This window comes from Halorubrum sp. Ib24 (assembly GCF_002252745.1).
Lineage (GTDB): Archaea > Halobacteriota > Halobacteria > Halobacteriales > Haloferacaceae > Halorubrum.
In genome coordinates, this window is sequence record NZ_NHOX01000040.1 from 74,694 (window position 1) to 99,608 (window position 24,915).

At 71.1% G+C, this 24,915-nt stretch carries 27 protein-coding genes and 1 pseudogene; 16 read left to right on the plus strand and 12 right to left on the minus strand.

The window, feature by feature from the left end; all coding sequences use genetic code 11:
• Positions 1 to 35: 35 nt before the first annotated feature.
• The 5 genes from psmA to DJ82_RS10450 form a co-directional block, all read right to left on the minus strand.
• Positions 36 to 821, minus strand: a complete 786-nt coding sequence (psmA, locus tag DJ82_RS10430) for an archaeal proteasome endopeptidase complex subunit alpha (protein ID WP_094522260.1) — start codon at positions 819 to 821, stop codon at positions 36 to 38.
• 4 nt (positions 822 to 825) lie between these two features.
• Entirely contained in the window at positions 826 to 1,305 is a 480-nt protein-coding gene (locus tag DJ82_RS10435; protein ID WP_094522261.1) for an Rpp14/Pop5 family protein, read from the minus strand.
• Positions 1,306 to 1,312: 7 nt separating this feature from the next.
• On the minus strand, positions 1,313 to 1,963 hold the full coding sequence (locus DJ82_RS10440) for a class I SAM-dependent methyltransferase (protein ID WP_094522262.1): 651 nt from the start codon (positions 1,961 to 1,963) through the stop codon (positions 1,313 to 1,315).
• Positions 1,947 to 2,696 carry an RNase P subunit p30 family protein gene (locus DJ82_RS10445; protein ID WP_094581753.1) on the minus strand — a complete coding sequence of 250 codons (750 nt, stop codon included), beginning with the start codon at positions 2,694 to 2,696 and terminating at the stop codon, positions 1,947 to 1,949. The genes DJ82_RS10440 and DJ82_RS10445 overlap by 17 nt, the downstream gene beginning before the upstream one ends.
• Before the next feature lie 69 nt (positions 2,697 to 2,765).
• Positions 2,766 to 3,626 (minus strand): DUF6498-containing protein, encoded by an 861-nt coding sequence (locus DJ82_RS10450; RefSeq protein ID WP_094581754.1) that lies wholly within the window; start codon positions 3,624 to 3,626, stop codon positions 2,766 to 2,768.
• Positions 3,627 to 3,782: 156 nt separating this feature from the next.
• On the opposite strand from DJ82_RS10450, the gene DJ82_RS10455 reads away from it, so the two are divergent.
• Positions 3,783 to 4,067, plus strand: a complete 285-nt coding sequence (locus DJ82_RS10455; protein ID WP_094522265.1) for a DUF357 domain-containing protein — start codon at positions 3,783 to 3,785, stop codon at positions 4,065 to 4,067.
• A gap of 12 nt (positions 4,068 to 4,079) precedes the next feature.
• Here the strand turns inward: DJ82_RS10455 and DJ82_RS10460 are convergent, their stop codons facing one another.
• The 4 genes from DJ82_RS10460 to DJ82_RS10475 all read right to left on the minus strand — a co-directional run bounded on the left by DJ82_RS10460 (position 4,080) and on the right by DJ82_RS10475 (position 6,928).
• Positions 4,080 to 4,589, minus strand: a complete 510-nt coding sequence (locus DJ82_RS10460; protein ID WP_094522266.1) for an MOSC domain-containing protein — start codon at positions 4,587 to 4,589, stop codon at positions 4,080 to 4,082.
• A 79-nt stretch (positions 4,590 to 4,668) separates the two neighbouring features.
• Positions 4,669 to 5,352: an HAD-IIB family hydrolase gene (locus DJ82_RS10465; RefSeq protein ID WP_094581755.1), complete on the minus strand. Its 684-nt coding sequence runs from the start codon at positions 5,350 to 5,352 to the stop codon at positions 4,669 to 4,671.
• A 120-nt stretch (positions 5,353 to 5,472) separates the two neighbouring features.
• Complete coding sequence (locus DJ82_RS10470) at positions 5,473 to 6,645, minus strand: Cdc6/Cdc18 family protein (RefSeq protein WP_094522268.1); 1,173 nt, start codon at positions 6,643 to 6,645, stop codon at positions 5,473 to 5,475.
• 76 nt (positions 6,646 to 6,721) lie between these two features.
• Complete coding sequence (locus DJ82_RS10475; RefSeq protein WP_094522269.1) at positions 6,722 to 6,928, minus strand: hypothetical protein; 207 nt, start codon at positions 6,926 to 6,928, stop codon at positions 6,722 to 6,724.
• A gap of 154 nt (positions 6,929 to 7,082) precedes the next feature.
• On the opposite strand from DJ82_RS10475, the gene DJ82_RS10480 reads away from it, so the two are divergent.
• A complete protein-coding gene (locus DJ82_RS10480) occupies positions 7,083 to 7,484 on the plus strand; it encodes a hypothetical protein (RefSeq protein ID WP_094522270.1) in 402 nt (133 codons plus the stop codon).
• A 17-nt stretch (positions 7,485 to 7,501) separates the two neighbouring features.
• On the opposite strand, the gene DJ82_RS10485 is transcribed toward DJ82_RS10480, so the two are convergent.
• Together DJ82_RS10485 and glpK are read right to left on the minus strand one after the other, a co-directional pair.
• Complete coding sequence (locus DJ82_RS10485; RefSeq protein WP_094522271.1) at positions 7,502 to 8,608, minus strand: hypothetical protein; 1,107 nt, start codon at positions 8,606 to 8,608, stop codon at positions 7,502 to 7,504.
• Entirely contained in the window at positions 8,609 to 10,150 is a 1,542-nt protein-coding gene (gene glpK / locus DJ82_RS10490) for a glycerol kinase GlpK (protein ID WP_094522272.1), read from the minus strand.
• A gap of 404 nt (positions 10,151 to 10,554) precedes the next feature.
• Between glpK and glpA the strand changes: the two genes are divergently transcribed.
• From glpA to DJ82_RS10560, 14 genes and pseudogenes are all read left to right on the plus strand, one after another.
• Positions 10,555 to 12,363, plus strand: coding sequence for an anaerobic glycerol-3-phosphate dehydrogenase subunit GlpA (gene glpA / locus DJ82_RS10495; protein ID WP_094522273.1), 1,809 nt, complete (start codon positions 10,555 to 10,557; stop codon positions 12,361 to 12,363).
• Entirely contained in the window at positions 12,363 to 13,742 is a 1,380-nt protein-coding gene (gene glpB / locus DJ82_RS10500) for a glycerol-3-phosphate dehydrogenase subunit GlpB (RefSeq protein WP_094581756.1), read from the plus strand. Before glpA ends, glpB begins: the two co-directional genes overlap by 1 nt.
• Positions 13,739 to 15,253, plus strand: coding sequence for an anaerobic glycerol-3-phosphate dehydrogenase subunit C (locus tag DJ82_RS10505; protein WP_094522275.1), 1,515 nt, complete (start codon positions 13,739 to 13,741; stop codon positions 15,251 to 15,253). The genes glpB and DJ82_RS10505 overlap by 4 nt, the downstream gene beginning before the upstream one ends.
• Before the next feature lie 185 nt (positions 15,254 to 15,438).
• Positions 15,439 to 16,437 (plus strand): hypothetical protein, encoded by a 999-nt coding sequence (locus DJ82_RS10510; RefSeq protein ID WP_094581874.1) that lies wholly within the window; start codon positions 15,439 to 15,441, stop codon positions 16,435 to 16,437.
• A gap of 103 nt (positions 16,438 to 16,540) precedes the next feature.
• Positions 16,541 to 17,985, plus strand: a pseudogene (locus DJ82_RS10515) (CRTAC1 family protein).
• 137 nt (positions 17,986 to 18,122) lie between these two features.
• Positions 18,123 to 18,311 carry a hypothetical protein gene (locus tag DJ82_RS10520; RefSeq protein WP_094523370.1) on the plus strand — a complete coding sequence of 63 codons (189 nt, stop codon included), beginning with the start codon at positions 18,123 to 18,125 and terminating at the stop codon, positions 18,309 to 18,311.
• A gap of 88 nt (positions 18,312 to 18,399) precedes the next feature.
• Positions 18,400 to 19,125: a ribosome assembly factor SBDS gene (locus DJ82_RS10525; protein WP_094523368.1), complete on the plus strand. Its 726-nt coding sequence runs from the start codon at positions 18,400 to 18,402 to the stop codon at positions 19,123 to 19,125.
• An 89-nt stretch (positions 19,126 to 19,214) separates the two neighbouring features.
• Positions 19,215 to 19,739, plus strand: coding sequence for a YbaK/EbsC family protein (locus DJ82_RS10530; RefSeq protein ID WP_094581757.1), 525 nt, complete (start codon positions 19,215 to 19,217; stop codon positions 19,737 to 19,739).
• A 139-nt stretch (positions 19,740 to 19,878) separates the two neighbouring features.
• Positions 19,879 to 20,916, plus strand: a complete 1,038-nt coding sequence (locus tag DJ82_RS10535; RefSeq protein WP_094523364.1) for a metal ABC transporter solute-binding protein, Zn/Mn family — start codon at positions 19,879 to 19,881, stop codon at positions 20,914 to 20,916.
• A gap of 115 nt (positions 20,917 to 21,031) precedes the next feature.
• Positions 21,032 to 21,772, plus strand: a complete 741-nt coding sequence (locus tag DJ82_RS10540) for a metal ABC transporter ATP-binding protein (protein ID WP_094523362.1) — start codon at positions 21,032 to 21,034, stop codon at positions 21,770 to 21,772.
• A complete protein-coding gene (locus DJ82_RS10545) occupies positions 21,772 to 22,848 on the plus strand; it encodes a metal ABC transporter permease (protein ID WP_094557094.1) in 1,077 nt (358 codons plus the stop codon). The genes DJ82_RS10540 and DJ82_RS10545 overlap by 1 nt, the downstream gene beginning before the upstream one ends.
• Before the next feature lie 163 nt (positions 22,849 to 23,011).
• The gene (locus DJ82_RS10550; protein WP_094525965.1) at positions 23,012 to 23,296 is read left to right on the plus strand and encodes a hypothetical protein; all 285 of its coding nucleotides are present in this window, start codon (positions 23,012 to 23,014) and stop codon (positions 23,294 to 23,296) included.
• An 85-nt stretch (positions 23,297 to 23,381) separates the two neighbouring features.
• On the plus strand, positions 23,382 to 23,816 hold the full coding sequence (locus DJ82_RS10555; RefSeq protein WP_094581758.1) for a DUF393 domain-containing protein: 435 nt from the start codon (positions 23,382 to 23,384) through the stop codon (positions 23,814 to 23,816).
• Positions 23,813 to 24,379: a DUF123 domain-containing protein gene (locus tag DJ82_RS10560; protein WP_094581759.1), complete on the plus strand. Its 567-nt coding sequence runs from the start codon at positions 23,813 to 23,815 to the stop codon at positions 24,377 to 24,379. Before DJ82_RS10555 ends, DJ82_RS10560 begins: the two co-directional genes overlap by 4 nt.
• Before the next feature lie 15 nt (positions 24,380 to 24,394).
• Here DJ82_RS10560 and DJ82_RS10565 read toward each other — a convergent pair whose 3' ends face one another.
• Positions 24,395 to 24,877: an acyl-CoA thioesterase gene (locus tag DJ82_RS10565; protein ID WP_094523352.1), complete on the minus strand. Its 483-nt coding sequence runs from the start codon at positions 24,875 to 24,877 to the stop codon at positions 24,395 to 24,397.
• Between the last annotated feature and the right edge of the window lie 38 nt (positions 24,878 to 24,915).

A 24,915-nucleotide genomic window follows, 5' to 3' on the forward strand; every position in this document is an offset into this window, starting at 1 on the left:
GAAAAATGGACGTTTCGACCCGGGGCGACCCGACCTTACTCCTCGTCGGCGTCGCCGGCGTCGTCGGCGTCGTCCTCGTCCTCCTCGCTCTCGAGCAGGTCCCGCTCGTCGAGGATCGATTCGATCTCCTCGTTCGACCGCTCGGTGTAGCCGTCGTCGTCGTCGACGGTGATCGTGGCGACGCCGACGCCGTCGGGCGCCAGTTCGCCGTCGTTCGACTGCGCGAGGGTGTCGAGCGCGAGCCCGACCGCCTCGTCGGTGGAGATACCCTCCTCGTACTCCTCCTCTAGGTAGTCGCGGAGGTCGCTCCGGTCGGAACCGATCGAGAGCGCCTGCCACTCGTAGGGGGTGCCGGAGGGGTCGGTCTCGAAGAGTCGCGGCTCGCCGTTCTCGATCCCACCGACGATCAGCGCGACGCCGAAGGGGCGCGCGCCGCCGATCTGCGTGTACTGCTGGATGTGGTCGGTGATGTTCTTCGTCAGCGTCTCGATGCCGACCGGCTCGCCGTAGCGCAGGCGGTTCACCTGCGCCTGCCGGCGCGCGAAGTCGATGAGTTGGCGGGCGTCGGCGACGTGACCGGCGCTCGCGACGCCGACGTGGTCGTCGGCCTTGTGGAGCTTCTCGATGCTCTCCGGCTCCATCAGCGGGGAGCGGGCGCGCTTGTCGGCTGCGAGGACGACGCCGTCCTCGGCGCGGACGCCGACGCTTGCCGTCCCGCGTTTCACCGCCTCCCGGGCGTACTCGACCTGGTAGAGCCTGCCGTCGGGAGAGAAGATGGTGATTCCTCGGTCGTACGCCTGCTGTTGGGATTGGCCCTGCATGATATCACTCGATGTCGAACGCCGCCGCGCCGACGTAACCCGACCCGACCCACACGTCGCACGCGTCCTCGCGCACGACTGCGGGTCGCTCGGCGTCCCCGAACGCGACGTCTCGCTGTGTTGAATTAGCGCCCGCGCGACGCATATATCTTTCCTCACAGGCACGCACCGTCCCCGAGATCCCACGGACGTGGATCCCGACCGGGTCGCCGTCGACCTCGCTCACGCAGGCGATCGCCGCGCGCGCCTCGGCGACGTGGCCGTGCCGGACTTTGACCACCGCTTCCCCGGTCCCGTCACCGTGCATGAACGAGAGCAGGGTCAGGTCGGCGTCGGCGCTCCCCGCGTCGCCGATCAGGTTGCCGGCGGCGTACCAGAGCGCGCGCTGGAACGCGCGGCGCCCGAGGTCGGCGTCGGGCCACGTCTCGATCCCGACCGCGAGGTACCGCCACCGCGGCCGGAGGTGCTTCGGGAGGTGTTTCACGGTGTGGTCACCCGGAGCGCTCGGCCCCGGGCTCGCCGTCGCTCCGGTCGCCGAGCCGCTCCGCGACGATCACGGCGACTTGGTCGTGGACGCGCTCGACCGCGGTCACCGCGAACCCCTCGGCGGTGAACGCCTCGACGAGGGTGCCGACGGTGGCGGGGTCGTCGACTTCGGGACCGTAGAACGGCGCCTCCGGGTCGGGCCCCTCGAAGAACGCCACGTCGCCGAGGACGATCCGGCGGGCCCCCGTCGCGGCCATCTCGCGGATCGCCTCGCGCTTCTCGTCGTCGCCGAGGTGGTGGAGCGCGAAGTTCGAGGTGACGATATCGATCCGCTGACCGGGGTCGACCTCGGGCTCGCGGAACTCGCCGTACGCGAACTCGACGTTGGCGAGGCCGCGCTCCTCCGCCTTGCGTCTCCCCTCGTCCATCATCCCCTCGCTGATGTCGCGGGCGAGCACCCGCTCCGCGTCGGGCGCGAGCGCCAGCGAGATGGCGCCCGTGCCCGCGCCCAAATCGAGGACGACGTCGTCCGGGTTCGGGTCGGCGTACTCGACGACGAGGCTCGCGCAGGCGTGGTACTCGTCGCTCTTCGAATCGTCGTACTCGGCCGCCTTCTCGGAGAAGCGCGCCGCGTGCTCCTCAACGCTCTTCTTCATACCTGCCACGTCGGACCCCCGGCTCTATGAAGGCCTCGGAGCGCCGCTCCCGGTTGCGCGCCGCGATAGCGCCCCACGCCCGGAGCCCGTCCCGTACCCACTCCGGGTCGAAGCCGACCGCCTCGGCGGCGGCGACCAGCTCTCGGGGCGCCCGGAGCGCGAGGTGGGACCGCGCGTTCGCGCTGACGACGTGGGGCGCGTCGTAGTAGGTCACGATCTCGCGGAGCTTCCGCAGGTCGGCGAGCGCCCGCACCCGCCTGCCGCCGCTGGAGCGGAGCAGCGGCCCGAGGTCGAACTCCACGTGGACCGCGTTGTCGCGGGCCGCCTTCGCGAGGACGTGGTTGACATCGCCCGGGCCGTCCATCGGACGCGCGAGCACGTCGACGCGGGGGTCCTCGACCGCGAACCGGTTGAGGCCGTCGTCGCCGCCCGCGAGGCGGACGACGGTGCGCTCGGAGCGGTAGTTTCCGACGGCGCCGGAGGCGCTCGTGGCGTCGGCGACGTCGATCTCGACCGCGTCGACGACGTCGACGCCGTACTCCTCGCGGAGGGCGGCCGCCGCCGGCGGTCCGTCGTCGGCTCCTCCCCGCTCGCTCTCTCCGCCCTCGCCGGCCGGCGCGAGCGCGTCCCGCGTGCGGACGACGACCCCGTCGTAGCCGTACCGCGCCGCGGTGGCGGCGTGGCGGGCGACGGTCGCGTCGCCGTCGGGGTGGGCGTGGACGGCCTCGTACATGCCCGCCCGTTTCGGCTCCGCCGGTATCGTCGTTGCGCTTTCCGCGCCGGGCGCCGCGCCCCGGCGGGGTTACCCGTCTCCGGTCGACTCCTCCGTCTCCCACTCCCGCCTCGGGTCCTCGCCGGTGAACCACGTCGCGATCCCGTCCGGTTCCGCCTCGCGGTGGGCCCGTCGCCGACTCCACTCCACCGTCGCCTTCGCGATCGTGATCGGCAGGAGGTACGGGAGAACGACCGCCTCGACGCCGACCGCGTCGACGGTCGCGTCGATCAGGCCGGGGGCGACGAACCCTTCGACCGCGACGAGTCCGGCGGTGACGGTGACCGCGGTCACCACCCCGATGACGAAGTAGAAGAAGACGACGCGCTGCGCCGCCTCGACGACCATGTACGGCGACCGCTCCTCGTAGGCGCGCTCGGCAAGGAACTCCCGGTGCACCTCCGCGACCTGCGCGCCGCAGATCCCGAGCGTCGCCAGCCCGACGGTCGGCGTGAGATAATCGAGCGCGTCCCATCCGACCCCGAGCAGCGGGAACAGGAGGAACCCGAAGACCCCCAGCGACCGGACGACGACGCCCGCTTTTCGGCGGTACACCGGCGGAAGCCACGAGGCGACGCGTATCGGTTCCGGATCGCTCTCCCAAACCTCGCCGCGCTCCGCGTCGTCGGAGTAGCCGACGATGTAGAACGACCGGTCCGCTAAGACGATCGGGCGCTCGGCGAACAGCGCGACGACGCTGTACGCGAGCACCATCACCGCCACTTCTATCCAGTAGACGGCGAGCAGTTCACCGACGCGCCAGTCGAACGCGACGACGCCGACGAGCGGGAGGAGGTTCGTCGCGACCACGAGTCCGAGGGCCGCGCGGCCGGTCGGGTCCAGCGGACGAGACGGGCCGAGACCGGAGTCGGGCGATCCGTCGGAGGGCATCGTTCGGTGTCGGGGGCGCGTCGGTATTAAAATCGGCTCTCTCGGGGCCCTTCGCGCCGTCGTCCGGGGGTATCGCCGTCCACGCCTCGCCCTCCGGGGGCCGCAGTCGCCCGCGGGCCCGACGCTCTTTTCATCGCCTCCGCGCAACCCCGACGCATGGCCGCCGACTTAGAGGAGAAGACGGACCGATACGAGCGCATGCTCGCCGACGCGCTGGCGGCCGCGGAGCCGCGACCGCCGGCCGACACGCCCCTCGGCGAGGCCGCGGCCGACGTGGCCGAGATGGCCGAGTCGTACCTCGAAGACGGACGTCACTTCCGCGGGGACGACGACCCGGTGAACGCGCTCGCCTCGTACTCGTACGGCTACGGGTGGCTCGACGCCGGCGTCCGGCTCGGGCTGTTCGCCGTCCCCGACGACACAGAGCTGTTCACGACGTGAGCGGCGGCGCGGCTACGAATCCTCGAGCCGCGACCGCGCGGCGCCGTCGGCGTCGCCGAGAATCCGGATCGGCGCGCCGGTTTCGATCGCGCCGTCCTCGACGATCCTGGCGCGGAGCCCGCCCCGGTGGACGAGCGCGTCGCGGAGCCCCTCGCGTTCGAGTAGGGATTCGAGGTACGAGCACGGCTCGCAGAGCTCGACCCCCTCGCAGACAGCGTCGCCGACGCGGAACCGCGCCCCGACGAGGCGGTTGAGCCCGATGTCCCTGGTGGTGAGGTTGCGCCGGTGCTCGTCCGGGCCGACGGCGATCCCGTAGTCGCGCTCGACGGCGTCGAGCGTCTCGCCCTCGATCAGCGACAGCTCGCGGCTCACGTCGCGCGCCGACCGCGAGTAGGTCCCGCTGTCGAGGAAGTACCGGTCGCCGCGCAGTCCCCGCCCCGAAACCGCCTCGACGCTGTCTCGCTCCTCCATGGGCGCGCCCGACTCGGGAGCGACGTGAATCGCCTCGATCCGTCCGGTCATGACGCGTCAGACGACCAGGACCGACAAAGCGGTTGCGGGGCGTCGCGGCGGCCTCGGGCCCGCCGACGGCCGCGGCCAGTCACCCGCTCCGCTCGCGCAGCTCGGCCAACAGCGCCGCCGTCCCGTCCATGTACCCCTCGTCGAGGACGGTGTCGGCGGCGTCGCGGGCGGTCGCGTCAGCGTTGGCGACCGCGTACGACTCGCCGGCGACGGCGAACGTGGACGCGTCGTTCTCGCTGTCGCCGACCGCGGCGAACTCGTCGGGTGCGAGCCCGAGCGCGTCGGCGACGCGTTCGAGCGCCTGCCCCTTGCTCACGGCGGGCGACTTGACGTGGTACGCGTAGCCGGTGTCGACGACCTCGACGTCGCCGTCGGCCGCCGCGGCGACCTCGCGGAGCAGCGCCTCGTCGGCGTCGAGCGACAGCGCGACCTCCGTCTCCCGCCAGCGGTTCACCGTGTTGCCTGCGCCCCAGCCGACCTCCCCGCCGCGCTCGCGGAACGCCTCCACGACGGCCCGCGGGGCCGTCGGGTCGCCGAGCACGGTCGTTTCGCCGTCCGCGTACGCGATCCCGCCGTTCTCGGCGATCACGAGCTCGGGTCGGCCGAGGAAGTGCGCCAGCGCGACCGGATAGGGGAACGCCTTCCCGGTCGCGAAGACGACCGGCGCGTCCCAGCCGGGCAACAGTTCGAAGACGCGGGGGTCGATCCGACCGCTCGGCGTCGTCAGCGTCCCGTCGATGTCCAGCGCGAGGGGCGGCGCCATACCCGCGGTCGGGAGGCCGGGCGCAACTGTCTTGCGTTCTCTCGGCGGCGCCCGTTCGCGGGCGTCGATAAAGAGGGGTCCGCGGCCGTCGGCCGCGGCGGCTTGGTCTATGACGGCGGGTCAGGCCGGCCACGACGGCCGGTCGAACAGCTCTCGGAACACGAGCGTCGGGAACCGCGGGATGAGCCGACTCGGCGGGCGGCCCTTCCCGTGGCTCTGGCTGACCGTCACCCGGTCGAGCAGCCCCGCGTCCGCCAGCTCGTACAGCACTCGGCGCACGGTGGACGCCGAGAGGTCGACCGCGGGCCGCGAGGCGATCGTCTCCGTGGCCGCGCTCACCGAGGCCCGGTCGTCCTCCGGCAGGCTGACTAGCTCGTACAGCAGCCGCCGTCGGCTCTCGGAAAGGGCGAGCACGCGGCCCAGCGCGACGCCGGGCTTCGGCACCTCCTCGATCCCCGCGTCGAGGTCGGTCGGCCGGATCGTGGAGGCGCCCGCGCGCTCCGCGCTGATCGCGGCGCCGGCGATCGCGGCGAGCGCGTCGTGGGCGTCGCCGTCGGCCCACTCGCTGACCTCGCGGATCTGGTCGTGGCTGATCGCGTCGCGACCGAGCCCGGTCGAACACCGGCTCGTCAGCAGCTCGACGAGCACGTGGCGCCGGTACGGTTCGAAGGCGACCGACTCGTCGGGCTCCCACTCGATCGCGTCGGGCGGGTCCCGACCGAGGCAGACCGGCGAGATGTGCCCGCCGATGTCCGAGAGCCAGTCGACGACGGTCGTCGCGTCCGGCGTCTCCGGCTCGTTGGTGTGGTCGACCGCGACGACGATATCCGGACCGGTGCGGACGCCCTCCCGCAGTTTGTCCGCGAGCTCGTCGGTGCCGATCCCGTGTTCCGGGACCGGGTCGTCGCCGATCGTCGAGAGGACGTCGTGGTAGAGCCGGAACCGGGTCGAGCCGCGGCGGGCGTCGACGTACACGAACCCCGGGAGAGTGGGTTCGACCGCCCTCGTCGTCGTCTGGATCGCCCGCCGCGGGCCGCTGTGGGACGCGAGGCGGTCGAACAGCGCGGAGACGACGGCGGACTTCCCGCTCCCCTTCGGGCCGTGCACGTAGGCGCTCGGCGGGAGCGTCCCGGAGAACGCCGGGCTGAAGACGTCGAGCAGGCGCTCGAACACCGGCCCCCGACCGGTGGGCGAGTCCACGTGTGAGACGGGGGAGACGGCGTCGAGGTCGACGAGGACGCCGGCCCCGGCGTCGTACCCCAGCCTGCGCTCGATCCGGTCGTCGATGTTCACGCTCGACCCTCCTGTGTGTCCGAATAAAACAGGCACGAAGCGCGGCGCTCGGTCCGACCGGCTCGCCGCCGCGACCTCACCAGCCGTCGGGCTTGTACCGGTTTATAAGGAGCGTCGAGGCGACGAACACGGCGGCCGCGACCGCGCCGACGATCGCGCCGGCGACGACGCGCGCCCCGACCGGTCCCTCCGCGGTCGCCGCCACCACGAGAGTGACGATTCCGGCGACCACGAGCATGTTTCGACCGTCGCGCCTCTCGAGTCCCAGCGTCTCCGCGTTCATATCGGCCCCTCTCGCCCGGCGACGTTAAATCCACCTCGAACGCCGTCGCCGGCCGGCGGTCGCGGCCGAGAACGGCACCGGCGACGACAACGGCGACGCGATCGCTCCCGCCGCCGTCCACAATCTTAACACCCCCGGCCGCCTCCCGCGGAGTATGTCCGAACCAGAGTTCGACGAGTCGGTCGTCAAGGCCGACAAGCGGAGCAAGGCGGTCGCGCTGATCGTCGCGATCGCCGCGTTCCTCGTCGTCCGCGAGCTCGTCGTCGACGTCCAGTTCGCCTCTATCGTCGCCGCGACCGCCGGCGTCGGCGTCCGGCTGTACGTCCCGTATCACGCGAGCGTTCGGGTCCCGGAGTCGGACCGGACGTCGCTCAGCGACCACCCGACGGTCGGGGCGTACCACCACGGCGCCGCCGGAATCGGGCTGGTGGTGCTGTCCGTCATCGCCGTCGCCGCGTTCGCGTTCACTCAAGGGTTCGTTACCTCGGTTGGTGTCGGGATCATCGCTGGTGTCGTTGCGTACGTGGTTCTTTCTTCGACGCTTCCGGCGGGATAAAAGCCGGAAGGCGACGCTTAGGTTCCCGGCACCCAGATGGAGCCGAGGACGCCGAGGATCGCCAGGACCGCGAGGATCGACGACGAGATGAAGATCGCCGCGGCCGGCGGGTCCACGTGAGTGTCACCGTGCGCGTAGAAGACGCGCTGGAAGGCCTCACCGATCACGGCGCCGAGGAGGCCGAACCCGGCCCCCGCGACCAGTCCGACCGTGCCGCTGAAGCCCGCTCCCGTGAACGCCGCCCACGCCGTCGCGCCCGGTAGCGTCATGTGGTGAGTGACCGGGATCCGGTCGACGCCGAGGTTCAGGAACAGCAGCGTCGCCGCGCTGATACCGAACCCGAGGAACACGTTCCCGGTCTGGATCGCGGCGTAGGAGGCCGCCAGTCCGGCGGCCGCACCGATCGCCGCGACGTGCGACCACTTGTACATGTTCGGCAGCCACGGCTCGACCGCGAGGCGGTCCTCGCTGGACTTGTCGCCGTCGCCGGGGACCTCATTCGGATCGCGCATCTCCTCGCGTTCGAACGGTCCCATGTCGAAGTAGCCGCTCGCCTTGCTGCTGACGTTGCCGATCACCGAGTAGCCGAACACCGCCCGGTGGACCAGCGCGCTGGCGACGACGGTGAACGCGATCGGGTCCGTCGGGATCGCCAGGTTCCGCAGCGTCTGTTCGAGCACGATGCCGAACACACCGAACGCCGCACCGACCGCGAGGATGTCAGGTCGACTCCCGAGCGCGAAGCCGATGTCCTTCGCGTTGTGGTAGTCGAAGCCGGACTCCATCGCGCCGTTCTTCGCCGCGTACGCCGACGCCGCCGCACCGCCGGCGAAGGAGATGTGCGGCCCGAAGACGGGACCGAACCCGACGCCGACGCCCGACCCCATGGCGGCGTCACCGCCCCACACGCCGGCGATGACGAGGAAGCCGGTGAAGATGAACGCCGGGAGCGCACCGAGCGCGGCGCCGAACGCCCCGCCGGCGGCCGCGCCGAGCCAGATGGTCGGGTCGAGCAGGATGTCGAGCACCGCGCCGATCGAACCGGCGCTCCACTGTGCGAGCACCCCGCCGGACTGCGCGAGCAGGTCGCCGGACGCGAGCAACGCCGAAGCCTCGGCGCTCATCTACTCGTCCTCCTCGTCGTCCTGTGCCCAATTGAGGGAGCGCTCGACCGCGTCGTCCCAGCGGTCGTACAGCTTGTCGACCTCTTCCTGCTCCTTCTCCGGCGAGAAGTCGCGGTCGATCTGCCAGTTATCGCGGAGCTCGTCGACGGTGTCCCAGTAGCCGACGGCGAGGCCGGCGGCGTACGCCGAGCCGAGCGCCGTGGTCTCGTCGACCTCCGGCCGGACGATGTCCGTCTGGATGATGTCGGCCTGCAGCTGACAGAGGAAGTTGTTCTTGACCGCGCCGCCGTCGACGCGGAGGCTGGTCATCTCGACGCCCGAGTCGGCCTCCATCGCCTCCGCGAGGTCGCGGGTCTGGTAGGCGATGCTCTCCAGCGTCGCCCGGACGATGTGTTCCTTGGCGGTGCCGCGAGTCATCCCGACGATGGTCCCGCGAGCCCGGCCGTCCCAGTGGGGGGCGCCGAGCCCGGTGAACGCCGGAACCATGTAGACGCCGTCGGTCGAGTCGACCGATCGGGCCAGCTCCGCGGTCTGTGCGGCGTTGTTGATCAGGTCGACGTCCTCGAGGAACTCGATCGCCGCGCCGGCGATGAAGATCGACCCCTCCAGCGCGTACTGTACCGGCTCGCCGGACATCTGGAAGCCGACCGTCGTGAGCAGCCCGTTGTCGGACGCGACGGCTTCCTCCCCGGTGTTCATCAGGTAGAACGCGCCGGTTCCGTAGGTGTTCTTCGCGTCGCCCTTGTCGAAGCAGGTCTGCCCGAAGAGCGCGGCCTGTTGGTCGCCGAGTGCGCCGGCGACGGGAACCGCCTCGCCGAGGAAGCCGTCCGCGTCCGTGTGGCCGTAGTAGTCCTCGTCGGAGGACGGTCGGACCTCGGGCACCATCTCACGCGGCACGTCGAACTCCTCGAGGAGCTCGTCGTCCCACTCCATGTCCCGGATGTTGTACAGCATGGTCCGGGAAGCGTTCGTGACGTCCGTGATGTGGTTGCCCGTCAGGTTGTAGATGAGCCACGCGTCGATCGTGCCCATCAGCAGCTCGCCGTCGCGGGCCCTGTCGCGGAGGTCTCGGCCGCGGGACGCGGACATCTTGAGCGGCTCCGCGTTGTCGAGGATCCATTCGGTCTTGGTCGCGGAGAAGTACGCGTCGCACTCCAGTCCGGTCTTCTCGCGGATCTCCTCGACCTTCCCGGCCTCCTGGATCTCCTCGACGCGGTCCGTCGTCCGCCGGTCCTGCCACACGAGGGCGTTGTGGACCGGCTTTCCGGAGTCTTTGTCCCACACGATCGTCGTCTCGCGCTGGTTGGTGATCCCGATCGCGTCGAGCTGGTCCGCCTCCAGCCCCGCGTCCGCGAGCCCGTCGAGGACGACCTGTTGGGTGTTCTCCCAGATCTCGATCGGGTCGTGCTCGACCCATCCGGGGTTCGGGTAAATCTGCTCGTGCTGTTCGTAAGCGTTCGTGACGACCTGGCCCTCGTGGTCGAACACCATGAATCGGGTGCCGGTCGTCCCTTGGTCTATCGCACCGACGTACTGTGTCATGTTTTGGATCCCTCCTGTGGCGCTGGTCCGCACGCGGCGACGCCGCCGATCCCGTCCCGGGCGCGTCCCGAGAGGGTCGCGTCCCGGCTCGGCCGGGATTCGGCTCCGTGAGGCGACCCCCGAGCGACCGCGTCCGACCCGCAGGCCGGACGCGCGGCCGCGTTTCGACGGGGGTCACCGCCGTCGCCGCGGTATATCTTCACGGAAGCTACCACGCCGTTCGTGAACATAATGTACTACCATAATAATCTAACTGTTAAAATCCGCTTTTGAGCGCGGTTCAAAAAGAGGATATATAAACAAACCGTTGGCGCTAACGCTTGCACTACTTGAACGTCCCTGATAGTTATGCGAACCCGTAAAGAGGAGGTAAAGTAAAGTGGACGGGGTCCGAGCGGTCGGTTATGGACCATCAGGTGGACGTCGTGGTCGTCGGGGGCGGCTCGACCGGCTGCGGCGTCGTCAGGGACCTGGCGCGGCGGGGGCTCGACGCGGTGCTCGTCGAGAAGGGGAACCTGACGCACGGCACGACGGGACGGATGCACGGGCTCCTCCACAGCGGGGGTCGGTACGCGGTCTCCGACCAGAAGAGCGCGAGGGAGTGTATCGAGGAGAACCGGGTGCTCCGCGACATCGCGTCCCACTGCGTCGAGGAGACGGGGGGGATGTTCGTCAAGCGCCCCGAGGACTCCGAGGAGTACTTCCAGGAGAAGCTGGAGGGGTGCCGCGCGTGCGACATCCCCGTCGAGGTGCTGGACGGCGAGGAGGCCCGCCGCCGCGAGCCGTACCTCGCCCGCGACGTCGAGAAGGCGATCGCGCTCCCGGACGGCGCGGTCGACCCCTTCCGGCTCTGCGTCTCCAACGCGGCCGACGCCCGCGAGCACGGCGCGCGGGTCGAGACGCACGCCCCGGTGACCGACGTGCTCGTCGAGGACGGCGAGGTCGTCGGCGTCGAGATCGAACACGAGACCGGCCCCGGCAAGCGGGTCCACCGCGAGCCCGGGACGACCGAGGAGATCCGCGCGCGACACGTCGTCAACGCCACCGGCGCGTGGGCCGGCAACGTCGGCGAGATGGCGGGCGTCGACGTAGAGGTGCGCCCGTCGAAGGGCGTGATGACCGTGATGAACACCCGACAGGTCGACACCGTCATCAACCGGTGCCGACCGAAGGGCGACGCGGACATCGTCGTCCCGCACGAGACGGCCTGCATCCTCGGCACGACCGACGAGGAGGTCGACGACCCCGAGGACTACCCCGAGGAGGAGTGGGAGGTCGACCTGATGATCGAGACGCTCTCGGAGCTCGTGCCCGCGCTGAAGGACGCCCGCACGCTGCGGTCGTTCTGGGGGGTCCGCCCCCTCTACGAGCCACCGGGAACGGGCACCGAGGACCCGACCGACATCACGCGCGACTACTTCCTGCTCGACCACGGCGACCGCGACGACCTGCCGGGGATGACGACCATCGTCGGCGGGAAGCTCACCACCTACCGCATGATGGCCGAGTCCATCTCGGACCACGTCTGCGAGGTCCTCGGTCACGAGGCGACCTGCGACACCGCCGAGGCGCCGCTGCCCGGGTCGGAGAGCGACGCGCGGATGGAGGAGCTGATGGACGAGTTCGGGCTCCGCTCGCCGGTCGCCCGCCGTTCCGGGCAGCGGCTCGGGTCGCGCGCGGACGAGGTACTCGACGAGTACGACCCGAACCCGATCGTCTGCGAGTGCGAGGGCGTCACGCGCGCCGAGGTGCAGGACGCCATCGGCGAGGCGGGCAGCGACCTCAATGCGGTCCGGCTCCGCACCCGCGCCTCGATGGGGAACTGTCAGGGCGGCTTCTGCACCCACCGCATCGCCTCTGAGCTGGCGCGGGAGTACCCGGAGCCCGTCGTCCGCGACGCGGAGGACGAGCTGTACCAGGAGCGCTGGAAGGGCCAGCGCCACGCGCTGTGGGGGCGGCAGCTCTCGCAGGCGATGCTGAACCACCTGCTGCACGCGACGACGATGAACCGCGACGGCGACCCCGCGAACCTCGACGGCGAGGTCGACTTCGGCGCCTTCGACGCGGGCGCCGGGTCCGGCCCGGCGAGCGCCGACGCCGACGAGGGCGGCGACGCCGGGACCGCCGCCACCGACGGGGGTCGCGCAGGCGACGACGCGACGACCGACGGGGGTCGCGCAGGTGACGACGCGACGACCGACGGAGGGCGCTGATGGCGATCGACAGCGACGTCCTCGTCGTCGGCGGCGGGCTGGCGGCGATCACGGCGGCGATTTCGGCGTCCCGCGAGGGTGCCGACGTGCGGCTCGTCTCCCACAAGTCGAGCACGCTCCGGCAGGCCTCCGGGCTGATCGACGCGCTCGGCTACGTCCCGGCGACGGAGCCGGCGCAGCCGCTCCGCGAGGGACCGCCGACAGCGGGCCGCGAGCTCGACCGCGACGAGTGGCCCGACCCCGAGGGACCCCTCGCCGACCCCTTCGAGGGGATCGACCGGCTCCCCGAGAGCCACCCCTACCGGGTCATCGGCGCGGACGCGCTCCGGGAGGGACTCGACCTGTTCGACGAGCTCGCCGGCGACGCGTACCGCGGGAGCCACACCGACCGTAACGCGCTCCTGCCGACGTTCGGCGGGAGCGTGAAGCCGACCGCGCGGTACCCGGCGGCCGCGGAGAGGGGGCTCGCGAGCGACGACCGGCCGGCGCTCATCGTGGGGTTCCGGTCGCTGACGGAGTACGACGCGCGGGCGTTCGCGGGCCGGCTGGAGGCCGCCGGCGTCCCGTTCGACGTCGCCGGCGCGGAGGTGGAGTTCGCGGAGGCGTTCCGGGCCGACGCGAAGGTCACCCGGCTGGCGAAGGCGCTCGACCACGACGAGGAGATCGACGGCGTCCCCGCCCGCGAGGCGCTCGCGAAGGCGGTCGCCCCGCACCTCCACGACGTCGTTGACGAGGCGGGCGGCGTCGACCGCGTCGAGCGCGTCGGCTTCCCGGCGTTCCTCGGCGACGACCGCGGCGACGAGGTGCGCGCGGAGCTGGCCGACCGGCTCGGCGCCGACGTGTTCGAGATCCCGATGGGGCCGCCGAGCCTCCCGGGGCTCCGCCTGGAGGACACGCTCTACGACGCGCTCGACGCCGAGGGCGTCCGGTTCGAGACCGGCAACCCAGTCGCCGGGATCGAGACCGAGGCGGACGGCCGGATCGAGACGGTCGCCGTCGATCGGAAGGGGAGGGAGACGCCGTACGGCGCCGACGCCTTCGTGCTCGCGACCGGCGGGCTCGTCGGGAAGGGGCTCGACTCGGACCGCGAGGGCGTCCGCGAGCCCGTCTTCGACCTACACGTCGAGCAGCCCGACGACCGCTACGAGTGGTTCGTCGACGACGCGTTCGGCGACCAGCCGTACGCGCGGTTCGGCGTGCGCCCCGACGAGCGCGGGCGCCCGCTCGACGGCGACGGCGAGGCACAGTACGCGAACGTATTCGCGGCCGGCGGCGTCGTCGGCGGCGCGGACGCGGCGCGGGAAAAGTCCGCGAGCGGGGTGTCGCTCGCGACCGGCCTCGTGGCCGGGCGGCAGGCGGCGACGGAGGCGACCCAATGACACGAGACACACCGGACGACACGGGGGCGACGGACGGAACGGGGGGAGAGCGCGGCGACGGGAGCGAGCCGCGGGCCAGTCCCGGCGTCCCGGAGGCGGGCCGCGACGAACAGCCGTCGATCTTCGTCCCCGACGACGGGGAGCGGGCCGGCGGGAGCGAGGCCGACGAGAGCGAGGCCGACGAGAGACCAGCCACCGACGGCGGCGTCGAGAGCGCGACCGGCGGCTCCGACTCGGCGGAGCTCGACCCGGACGCGTACGACCCGGTCGACGTGTTCCCCGGCGGCGACCTCGACCTCCGCGAGGGGGCCGACTCCTGCTACAAATGCACGAGCTGCGACACCTCCTGCCCGGTCGCCGAAGTCGACGACGAGTTCCCGGGGCCGAAGTTCCAAGGGCCCGAGCAGTGGCGCCTCAAGCGCAAGGACGACCACGACATCGACGAGTCGATCACCTCCTGTTCGAACTGCATGCGCTGCGACGACGCGTGCCCCTCTTCGGTGCCGCTCTCGCAGATGCACAACGAGGCGCGCGGCCAGTTCGTCGAAGAGCAGATGGAGAAGCTGTCGGTCGAGTACGTCCGCAACCGGATCTTAGCGAACTACCGGACCTCGGCGCGGCTGGCGAGCGTCTTCCCGCGCACCGCGTCGTTCGCGATGAACTTCGGGCCGGTCCGCTGGGCGATGGAGAAGACGCTCGGCATCCCGAAGGAGCGCGACTTCCCCGAGTTCGCCACGGAGACGTTCCGCGAGTGGTGGAAGGCTCGCGGCGGCGCGCAGGTGGAGGACCCGGACAAGCGCGTGGCCTACTTCCACGGCTGCTACTCCAACTACAACACGCCCGAGGTCGGCAAGGCGATGGTCCGGGTGTACGAGCACTTCGGCTACGAGGTGATGGTACCCCCGCAGAAGTGCTCCGGCACCCCGATGTTCGCGAACGGGATGCTGAAAGACGCCCGCCGGCACGCGGAGACGAACGTCGAGAGCCTGATCGAGGCCATCGGCGAGGGCGCGGACGTGATCGCCTCCTGTACCTCCTGCTCGATGTCGCTCCGGCAGGAGTACCCGGAGCTGTTCGACATCCACGGGATCGAGGACGTCTCCGAGCACACCTACGAGGCGCTGGAGTACCTCCGGATCCACGAGGACCTGGAGGGCGAGCTCGCGGGCAGTGAGCTCGCGGACGATCGGTCGTACGCCTACCACGCGCCGTGTCACGCCCGCAATCAGGGGCTCGCCCGGCAGGCCGTCGAGACGTTCCGCGACGTCGACGGCGTGAACATGGAGGACGTCGGCGACTCCTGTTCCGGTATCTCGGGGACGTACGGCTGGAAGGAGGAGAAGTACGAGAAGTCGATGAAGATCGGCGAGGAGATGTTCGAACACATGGAGGACGCCGAGGGCGACGTGGGGATGACCGAGTGCCCCACCTGCGCCATGCAGATGGAACACGGGACGGGGTACGAGATCAAACACCCGCTGCAGCTGCTCGAAGAGACCGTCGGCGCCTGAGCGAGAGGCGCTGAGCGGGAGGCGATCCGACCGCTCCCGCGGTCGGTCGGTTCGACTCGGAACACCGTCGGTTCGACTCGGAACACCGTCGGTTCGACGCCCGGTCAGCTCGGCGACGCGTCCGTTTCTCAGACCGGATAAGCGCGGACAAACGTTTAATGAGCGGAGTTCCCGAGACGGCCTACGTGACGCTCGAACAGCTCCTCGATCGATACGACGACGTCGAGCGATCCATCGTGGTCGTCAACCGTACCGACCCCGACCCCGTTCTCAACATGCTCACGGACACGTTCGGCGACGCGGTGCAGGTGGCGGACCGGAGCCTCGCGGGCGACGGGGGCACCGGGTCCGACCGGACCGAGACCCGATCCGACCATCCCGGCGCGCGATCCGACGGACCCGCTGATGCGAGCGGGGCGGGGCTCTCCGCCGAGCGGCTGACGATGCGATCCCCGGACGCGGGCGAGAGGCCGGTGATCGACGTCGACGCGCTCCGGCGGAACGACGCCGTCCCGTTCGACGGCGACGACCCCGGCGGAGTGGAGAACCTCGCGCTGCTCGTCGAGGGCGACGAGGTCGTCGCCGGCTCGACGCTCGGCGAGCTCGGCGACGCGGTGTTGTTCGTGAACTCGGACTTGTACGTCACCGGGAGCCGAACGCTGGAGGATGTCGACCTCCCGTCGGTGATAAGCGGCCTCGAAGACACGACGTTCACCCTTCGAGGCTACCCCGAGTCGAACCGCCAGAAGCTCCTCCTCATCACCATCTCCCGGTTCATCGAACGCGCCGCCTGGGTGGCCGGCGACGGGACGCTGCGCTCGTCGTTCCAGCGCCTCTCGCGGATCGAAGACGAGGTCGGTACCCGCGAGGTGTACGAGAGCGTGGTCGACGCCGGCGTCGACACCCACCTGTACGGCGTGCCGGACGACCTCCCTCGCGGCCTCGACGCGGTGGTCCACGGCGGCGACAGCCGGGACTTCACCCACAGCTGGTTCGTCGTGTACCGACCGCCCGGGGGACCCACCTCGGTCGACGGCGGCGCGGGATCGGACCTCGATCGCGGCATGGACGGCGGCGTTGGCCTCCTCGCCGTCGAGGCGGAACCGCGGGTCTGGCGCGGGATGTGGACGTTCGACGAGGGGCGCGTCCGCGCGATGAACCGGTACATCGAGCGGAACCTGTAGGGACGGCGAGCGAAATCCGTAACGAGAAATCGGAGCCGGATTTACGCGTCTCGGGCTGAATCCAACCCGTGAGTTCATATTCTCCCAGCGGTGACGGGATATCATGTTCACGGAGCGGTCCGACCTCGTCGGCGACGACGACCCGATGCGCGGGTACGGCGTCACGGTGACGCCGGGACGGGACGGACCGCTCGTCTTCGTCGCTGGCTACGGCGAACCGAACCGACTGTACGCCCGCGAAGGCGACCGGTTCGTCGATACGGCCTGCGGCATCGTCGCCGACGGGACCCGCCACGGGATGGGCGTCTGCGCGGCCGACCTCGACGCCGACGGCTGCGAGGAGGTGTACGTCCACAACTGCACCAAGGGCGTCGACGGCGGCGGCGACCCCGACCTCCTCTTGAGCCGCCTCGAATCCGACGGCTACCGCTGGACGGACGTGTTCGCGCTCGACGTGAACGCCGACCGCCTCGACGTCCGCGCCGGCCGGTCCGTCGCCGCGCTCGACCGGCTCGGGACCGGCCGGTACGGGGTCGCCGTCTCCGGGTACGCCGCGCCGCTCGCGTTCTACGAGCTCGGTGACGACGGCGAGATAACCGACATGGCCGGCGCCGTCGGGCTGGAGGTCGACGGCGGCTGTCGGTCCCTGCTCGCGGTCCCGCACTGCTCCGGGGAGGGCGATCTGTTCGCGGGCGTCGAGCGCGGCCCGAACCGGCTGTTCCGCAACGAGAACGGACACTACGACCCGACCGGCGGCGGCGCGCTGGCCGACCCCGCGGGCGACACCCGCGGCGCCTCCCTCGTCGACGAGGGCGGGACGTTCGCCTTCGCCGTCGGCAACGAGGACGGGCCGAACCGCCTCCTCCGTCACGGATCCGGCGGCGAGTTCGAGGACGTCGCGTCGGCGGCCCTCAGCGAGCCCGACCGCGTCCGGACGGTCGTCGCGGCCGACTTCGACGACGACGGCCGCGAGGAGCTGTTCTACAACGTCTCGGGCGAGCCGAACCGGCTCTACGAGCGGGTGGGCGGGAGGGTCGGGACGCGTGGGACGACGCCTCCCGCTGGGAGCCGGTCGACCCCGGTCCCGCCGCCGAACCGGACGGCTTCGGAACGGGCGCGGTGGCGGCCGACCTCGACGGAGACGGCGTCTTGGAGCTCCTCGTCGTCCACGGCGAGGTCGCCGCGCAGCCGATCGCGGCCTACGAGGTCCCGGGCGCCGCCGACGCCGGGTGGCTCCGCGTCCGGCCGACGACGAGACACGGGGCGCCCGCCCGCGGCGCCGTCGTCAGGCTGGAGACGACCGCCGGGATCCAGCGCCGCACCGTCGACGCGGGCGGCGGCTGCCTCTGTCAGACCGAGCCGGTCGCGCACTTCGGGCTCGGCGGCGCGACGCCGCGCCGGGTCGTCGTCCGGTGGCCGGACGGTCGCGAGCGGATTCTGCCGGACCCCGCGTCCGACGCGGAGATCGCGGTCGAACACCCGTCGAAGCGGCGATCTCCCCCGGGCGGAGGGCGCCGGCCCCGCGGCGACCGACCCCTCGGGCGGTAGCGGCCGGTACCGGACGCGAGGGGGCGACGGGGGTGATTCCTCTCCGGACCGGTCGGCGTCGACGGACGGTCTCCGGATCGCCCGGCCAGAACTGCCGCCCTTCGCGGGTTCAAGTGTCCGGGGACGCACGGACGGGTATGGTAGATCCGACTTCCGACCTCGAGGAGGACGTCGACGAGGAGTCCGCCCCGCGCTGTGCGACCTGCGGCGGCCCGGCGCTGGGCGTCGGCCGTCGAACCGTCACCTGGGTCGACGGCACCGACGTCGAACACCGACGCTTCTGTTCGCAGGTCTGTCGCGACGACTGGGAGGACGAGCGTTCCTGAGGGGACGGCTGACCAACGGCCGGGACGCGGGATCGGCGGGCTCCATCTCGCGGGAGGCTTTTTCAGTGCGGGGGTGGTATCTCCAAGTATGATTTCGCTCGACGAGGCCGTGACGGCCCGACTGGAGTCGCACGGCGAACGGTTCGAGGTGCTGATCGACCCGGACGCGGCGCTCGCGATGAAGCGCGGTGAGTTCGACGGCGACTTGGAGGACGTGATCGCCGCCGAGGACGTGTTCGAGAACGCCTCGCGGGGCGATCGCCCGGCCGAGGAGGACCTCGAGACCGTCTTCGGCACGACGGACGCGCTGGAGATCATCCCCGAGGTCGTCGAGCGCGGGGAGATCCAGATCACCGCCGAGCAGCGCGAGGAGATGATGGAGCGGAAGCACAACCAGCTGGTCACCACCATCACCCGGAACGCGGTGAACCCGCAGATGGACGACTCCCCGCACCCGCCGGAGCGGATCGAGCGCGCCCTAGAGGAGGCGGGGTTCCAGATCGACCCGATGGAGCCGGTCGAAAACCAGGTCGACGACGCGCTCGAGGCGCTCCGGCCCGTCATCCCGATCCGGTTCGAGGAGGTGACGATGGCGGTCCAGCTCCCCGCGGACTACGCCGGCTCCGGCCAGGCGCAGATCCGCGAGTTCGGCGACTTGGAGCGCGAGGAGTGGCAGAACGACGGTTCGTGGGTCGGCGTGCTCACGTTCCCGGCCGGCCTGCAGAACGACCTGTACGACCTCGTCAACGAGGTCACGTCCGGCGAGGGAGACGCCCGCGTAATTAAGGACAAAGACGAGCTCCGGACGCGGTAGGTCGTCGACGGCGCCGCTTCTCTCCCGAACGACCGCCATACGTGCCGCGGCCGAGAGCTTCATACTCCGCCGCGGGCCTCCTTTTGTCCATGGACGAGCGCGCGGCGGAGTTCGCGGCACGGGCGCGGGACCGCTACGGCGTCGACCTGGATGTCCTGGAGTTCGACGCGGGCACGGAGACGGCGGCTTCGGCGGCCGACGCGGTCGGCTGCGACACGGCGGCGATCGCCTCCACGATCGTGGTGTCGCTCTCGGGCGGAGACACCGGAGCCGATGGTGGCGGCGGCAGCGCCGACGGAGACACCGGCGATCGACTCGTCGCCGCGATCACCAGCGGCGCGAACCGGCTCGACCTCGACGCGGTCGCGGCCCACTTCGGGGCGGCCGAGGCGACGATGGCGGACCCGGTGCGGATCCGCGAGACCGTCGGCTGGAGCATCGGCGGCGTGCCGCCGCTGTGCCACGACGTCGCGCTCCCGACCGCCTTCGATCCGACGCTCGCGGGGTACGACACGGTCTACGGCGCGGCCGGGACGCCGAGCGCGGTGTTCGCCGTCGATCCGGAGCGGCTCGCCGCGCTCGCCGACGCGACGACCGTCGATCTGACGGAGTGAGGGCGAGCGGCGGCGTCACCGCCTCTGCGACCGCGTCGCCGGTCGGCGCTGACAATCGATCGCGGTCTCGCGGCCTGTGTTATTAACTATGAGTTGTGAAATAACAATACTTTTCTATTAACAGTTGGTATCGATAGGTATGACTCACTCACGCCGATCGGTGCTGAAGCGCGGAGGCGGACTGTTGGCCGCCGGAGCGGCGACCTCGCTCGCCGGCTGTTCGGGCGCCGCGGACGAGGGGTCCGCCGAGTTCGACGGCGGGTACGCGGCCTTCTTCACCCTCAACGACTGGGCTAACGAGGTCGTCGGCGACCGAGCGAGCTTCGAGGACCCGGTCGAGGTCGGCCGCCTCGGGCACGGCTGGACGCCGGACGGGACCCTCGCCGCGGACGTCGCCTCGACCGACGCGTTCGTCTACCTCGACAGCCCCGAGTTCGCGTGGGCGCAGGACCTCGCCGCGACGCTCGAAACCGATTACGACTCCGTCGCAGTCGTCAACGCGCTCGCCGACGTCGAGGACGACCTGCTCGACTGGGACCACTCGCACGAGAGTCAGGACGAAGAGAATCACGACGAGGAGAATCACGACGAGGAGAATCACGACGAAGAGAATCACGACGAGGAAAACCAAAATGACCGCCAGTACGACCCCCACGTCTGGGTCGACCCGGTCCTCGCGGGGCGGATGGTCGAGACCATCGCGACGGGACTCGGCGAGGCGGACCCCGAGAACGCCGACGCCTACGCCGACAACGCGGCCGCGTACGCGGAGGAACTCGACGACGTCGACGACGCCTTCGCGTCAATCGCCGAGAGCGCCGAGCGCGGCGTCGCCGTCATCGCGGGTCACAACTCGTTCCAGTACCTGGAGGCGCGCTACGGGTTCCGGCTCCACTCGCCCGTGGGCGTCTCGCCGCAGAACGAGCCGAGTCAGGGCGAGATCGCCGACACCATCGAACTGGTGAACGCGGAGGGGATCGACACGATACTCTACGACCGCTTCGCGTCGACGACGCTCGCCGAGACGATAGTCGAGAACAGCGACGCGACGGAGACGCGGGCCGTCAGCCCGGCCGGCGGGACCACCGAGGAGTGGAACGACGCCGGCTACGGCTACCTCGAACAGATGACCGAGGTCAACGTCCCCGCCTTCGAGCGCGCGTTCGGGGCGCAGTGAGTCGGAGCCTCGACGCGTCGGCGCCGGCCGGCGGTCCCTCACCCGCCGCCGGACCCGTCCTCGCCGACGGACTAAAAGAGCTAAACGTTCGGACGACCCAGAGTCGGGACACGCAGTGACCGCAATCGTCGACCTCGACGGCGTGACGTTCGCCTACGGCGACACCGTCGCCGTGAGCGACGTCTCTCTGACGGTCGAGGAGGGGGAGTTCCTCGGGCTCGTCGGCCCGAACGGCTCCGGGAAGACGACCCTGCTCCACCTCATGCTCGGGCTCCACGAACCGGACGAGGGGACCGTCGATCTGTTCGGCCGTCCGGTCGACGAGTTCGACGACGGCGGGCGGATCGGCTACGTCTCGCAGAAGGCGACGAGCCGCGGCGGGTCGATGCCGGTCACGGTTCGCGAGTGCGTCACCATGGGCCGGTTCGCGCACGCCGGCCGAGGGCGCCTCTCCGAGGCCGACCGCGCCGCCGTCGCAGACGCCATCGAGACGGTCGGGATCGGCGACCTCGCCGACCGGCTCGTCACCGAGCTGTCCGGCGGGCAGAAGCAACGCGCGTACATCGCTCGCGCCCTCGCGAGCGACGCGGACCTCCTCGCGCTCGACGAGCCGACCGTGGGCGTCGACGCGGAGTCGCGCGACGCCTTCTACGCGCTCCTCGACGAGCTGAACGACGACGGGATCACCATCATCCTCATCGAGCACGACATCGGCGTCGTCACCGACCGCGCGAACCGCATCGCCTGCATCAACACCGAGCTGTACCACCACGGCGACACCGAGTCGTTCGTCGAGAGCGACGCCCTCTCGGAGGCGTACGGCGCGACCGGACAGGTCGTCCACCACCACCACTGATGAGCGGGACCACGGCCGCGGACGGCGGGGGGGAGGCGAACCCGACCGCGGACGCGAGGCCCGACCGCGGACTCCGACGCACGGCCGAGGTCGCCGCGCTCGGGCTCACGGCGGTCGTCGCGGTCGGCATGCTCGCGTTCCTCCTCCTCTACTGGGCGCGGGACCTCCCGGTCATGAGCGACCTCTACGCCGCGTTCCGGGCGCTCGGGCGGGGGATGGACGCCGCGTTCGGCACGAACGTGTTCCGGCACCCGATCATGTGGCAGTCGATGGCCGTCGGCGTGCTCGTCGGCGTCGTCGCGCCGCTCGTCGGCTCCTTCCTCGTCCACCGGGAGATGGCGCTGATCGGGGAGACGCTGGCGCACACGGCGTTCGCGGGGGTCGCGATCGGCATCCTCGTCAACGCGTCGACCGGCTGGGACAGTTCGCTCCTGCTCGTCGCGCTCGTCGTCGCGATCGCGGGGGCGCTCGCCGTCCAGTGGCTCACGGAGCGCACCGACGCCTACGGCGACGTGCCGATCGCGATCATGCTCAGCGGGAGCTTCGCGGTCGGCACCCTGATCGTCAGCTACGGGCGCGGGCTGACCGCCATCAACATCGAGGGGTACCTGTTCGGGAACCTCGCGATCGTCACCGCCGAGGGCGCGCGGCTGATGGGCGCGCTCTCGCTGCTCGTCGTCGCCGGCGTGGCGCTGACGTACAAACAGCTCCTCTTCATCACCTTCGACGAGCAGGCGGCGCGCGTCGCCCAGCTCAACGTCACCGGCTACAACACGCTGCTCGTCGTGCTGACCGCGGTGGTCGTCGTCGGCGCGATGCAGGTGCTCGGCGTCATCCTCGTCGCCGCGATGCTCGTCGTCCCCGTCGCGGCCGCCTCGCAGGTCGCGCGGAGCTTCCGTGAGACGACGTACCTCGGCGTCATCTTCGGCCAGGTCTCCGTGCTCGGCGGCTTCGCCGTCTCCATCGGGCTCGGCCTCCCCTCCGGGGGCTCGATCGTCGTCACCGCGATCGCAGTCTACCTCGCGAGCATCGCGCTCTCCGGCTTCTCGGTGACGGCCATCTCGGCGCACGGGTAGCCGCCGGGCGACGAGGGCGGGAATAGCGGCGAGGGCGGCGATAGCGGGGAGGACGGCGATGGCGGCGGGCGCGGAGAAGCCCGGCTCGCCGGACTCGACACGCGCGTGCGTCCGCCACGCGCGTTTTCCACAGACCCTTATGTCCCGACCGCGACCGAGACGTATGGGAGAGACGGAAACCTACACGATCACCGGTCCCGACGGTGACGAGGAGTCGTTCGAACTGCCCGCCGGTCTCGTCGACGTGCTCAGCGAGCAGGGCGAGCAGGGCACCCGCGTCGTCAGCGATGTCGTGGTGCAGGCGATGGCCCAGCAGGCGCACGTCATCGTCCACCACAGCGAGGGCGACGTGCCGGAGGACATCGCGGAGATGAACGAGACGGCCGCGGAGCTGTTCGAGGACCGGTTCGGGCAGTCGCTGGAGGACGCGCTCGGCCACTCGCACTGAGACACTCGCGTTTTTCGCCCCGTTTCCCGCGGCGCTTCGGCCCGCCGGCCGGTCGCTTAAGCCGCCGTGGCACCTACCGATCATCATGAGTCACGACTCGGACGCGCCGGTGCTGATCTTCGACGGCGACTGTCCGTACTGCTCGGTCGCGGCGCTCGCGCTCCGCCGACTGGAGGGCGTCGTCGCGGTGCCGTGGGAGGCCGACCCGGTCGGCCCGTTCCTCGAGGCGCAGTTCGGCTCGCGCCCGTTCGCGATGGTGCTCGTCGACCCCGGCCGCCTCCGGGTGTACGCCGGGCGCTCGGCGGCCGAAGAGCTCGCCGACCGCGCGGGCACTCCGGGGATCGTCGGCGGACTCGTCCGCGACAACTACGACCGGATCGCCGACGTCGTCGGGACCCTGTCGGGCCGCGGGCGCGACCCCGCCGACGTCCACGAGACGTACCGCCTGACCGACGCGGCGCGCGACCTCGTCGACGACCTCCGCCCCGCCGCGAGCGCCCCGCCGGAGGCGCTGTCGTGAGCGGGGACGGCGCCGGCGACCCCGAGCGCGACGGATCGGTCGCCGACTCGACCGGCGGCACGTACACCCTCCTCGTCGAGTTCGCGGCTTCCGCCGAGATCGGCGTCGGCGCGCTCGGGGAGCGCCGCTTCGGCGCCGGCCGCTACGCGTACACCGGCAGCGCGCTCGGCGCGGGCGGGTACTCCCGCGTCGACCGCCACCGGCGGACCGCGCGCGGCGAGCACGGCGTCCGCCACTGGCACGTCGACCACCTGCTCGGTCACCCGGACGCCCGGATCGACCGCGTCGTTCGGAGCGTCGGCGCCGACGTCGAGTGCGCGGTCGCCGAGCGCCTCCCGCCGGGCCCGGTCGACGGCTTCGGCGCGTCCGACTGCGACTGCGCCAGCCACCTCGCCGCCGCGGAGGCGGGTCGCACCCTCGACGAGTTCGGCGCGCGGGTCAGGGACGCGCACGAGGCGGCGGTCGGATCGGCCGGTTCCGTCGGGCCCGGCGGCGAAGCGCCCGGCGACGACGACGCGACCGCCGAGCGCGCCGCTCGGGTCGACGTCGTCGACGGCGAGTAGGCCCCCGATTGTCGATCAGAGGTCGTACCGCTCGACGATGTCGCTGAGCTGTTCGCGCCGCCCCTCGACCGCCTCGTCGCGCAGGGCCTCCTCCTCCGGCGTCGGACAGGTCAGCTCCGGGACGCTCGCCGGGGCGCCCCCCTCGTCGAGCGCGACGAAAGTGAAGTAGGAGGTCGTCGTGCGCCGTTGCTCGTCGGTTCGTGGATTCTCCGCGCGCACGTCGACCTTCACGTCGAGGCTCGTGCGCCCGACGTTGAACACGTACCCCTCGATCACGGCGACCTCGCCCATCTCGATGGGGGCGATGAAGTCGACGTGGTCCATCGAGGCGGTGACGACCTGCCGGTTCGAGAAGCGCATCCCGGCGATCGCGCCGCAGATGTCCATCCAGTGGAGAACGGCGCCTCCGAGCGCCCGCCCGAGGTTGTTCGTGTCGTTCGGCAGCAGCATCTCGGTCATCTCGGTGTACGACTCCGCGACGGTCGCCGTCTCGTCCATACCGGCGGTGGGGAGGCGGGCGACTTGAACCTCCGGCT

Coding starts and splice junctions, on each gene's coding strand:
- psmA (WP_094522260.1), bottom strand. CDS start 821: ATGCAGGGCCAATCCCAACAGCAGGCGTACGACCGAGGAATCACCATC.
- DJ82_RS10440 (WP_094522262.1), bottom strand. CDS start 1,963: ATGAAGAAGAGCGTTGAGGAGCACGCGGCGCGCTTCTCCGAGAAGGCG.
- DJ82_RS10445 (WP_094581753.1), bottom strand. CDS start 2,696: ATGTACGAGGCCGTCCACGCCCACCCCGACGGCGACGCGACCGTCGCC.
- DJ82_RS10450 (WP_094581754.1), bottom strand. CDS start 3,626: ATGCCCTCCGACGGATCGCCCGACTCCGGTCTCGGCCCGTCTCGTCCG.
- DJ82_RS10455 (WP_094522265.1), top strand. CDS start 3,783: ATGGCCGCCGACTTAGAGGAGAAGACGGACCGATACGAGCGCATGCTC.
- DJ82_RS10460 (WP_094522266.1), bottom strand. CDS start 4,589: ATGACCGGACGGATCGAGGCGATTCACGTCGCTCCCGAGTCGGGCGCG.
- DJ82_RS10465 (WP_094581755.1), bottom strand. CDS start 5,352: ATGGCGCCGCCCCTCGCGCTGGACATCGACGGGACGCTGACGACGCCG.
- DJ82_RS10475 (WP_094522269.1), bottom strand. CDS start 6,928: ATGAACGCGGAGACGCTGGGACTCGAGAGGCGCGACGGTCGAAACATG.
- DJ82_RS10480 (WP_094522270.1), top strand. CDS start 7,083: ATGTCCGAACCAGAGTTCGACGAGTCGGTCGTCAAGGCCGACAAGCGG.
- DJ82_RS10485 (WP_094522271.1), bottom strand. CDS start 8,608: ATGAGCGCCGAGGCTTCGGCGTTGCTCGCGTCCGGCGACCTGCTCGCG.
- glpK (WP_094522272.1), bottom strand. CDS start 10,150: ATGACACAGTACGTCGGTGCGATAGACCAAGGGACGACCGGCACCCGA.
- glpA (WP_094522273.1), top strand. CDS start 10,555: ATGGACCATCAGGTGGACGTCGTGGTCGTCGGGGGCGGCTCGACCGGC.
- glpB (WP_094581756.1), top strand. CDS start 12,363: ATGGCGATCGACAGCGACGTCCTCGTCGTCGGCGGCGGGCTGGCGGCG.
- DJ82_RS10505 (WP_094522275.1), top strand. CDS start 13,739: ATGACACGAGACACACCGGACGACACGGGGGCGACGGACGGAACGGGG.
- DJ82_RS10520 (WP_094523370.1), top strand. CDS start 18,123: ATGGTAGATCCGACTTCCGACCTCGAGGAGGACGTCGACGAGGAGTCC.
- DJ82_RS10525 (WP_094523368.1), top strand. CDS start 18,400: ATGATTTCGCTCGACGAGGCCGTGACGGCCCGACTGGAGTCGCACGGC.
- DJ82_RS10530 (WP_094581757.1), top strand. CDS start 19,215: ATGGACGAGCGCGCGGCGGAGTTCGCGGCACGGGCGCGGGACCGCTAC.
- DJ82_RS10535 (WP_094523364.1), top strand. CDS start 19,879: ATGACTCACTCACGCCGATCGGTGCTGAAGCGCGGAGGCGGACTGTTG.
- DJ82_RS10545 (WP_094557094.1), top strand. CDS start 21,772: ATGAGCGGGACCACGGCCGCGGACGGCGGGGGGGAGGCGAACCCGACC.
- DJ82_RS10550 (WP_094525965.1), top strand. CDS start 23,012: ATGGGAGAGACGGAAACCTACACGATCACCGGTCCCGACGGTGACGAG.
- DJ82_RS10555 (WP_094581758.1), top strand. CDS start 23,382: ATGAGTCACGACTCGGACGCGCCGGTGCTGATCTTCGACGGCGACTGT.
- DJ82_RS10565 (WP_094523352.1), bottom strand. CDS start 24,877: ATGGACGAGACGGCGACCGTCGCGGAGTCGTACACCGAGATGACCGAG.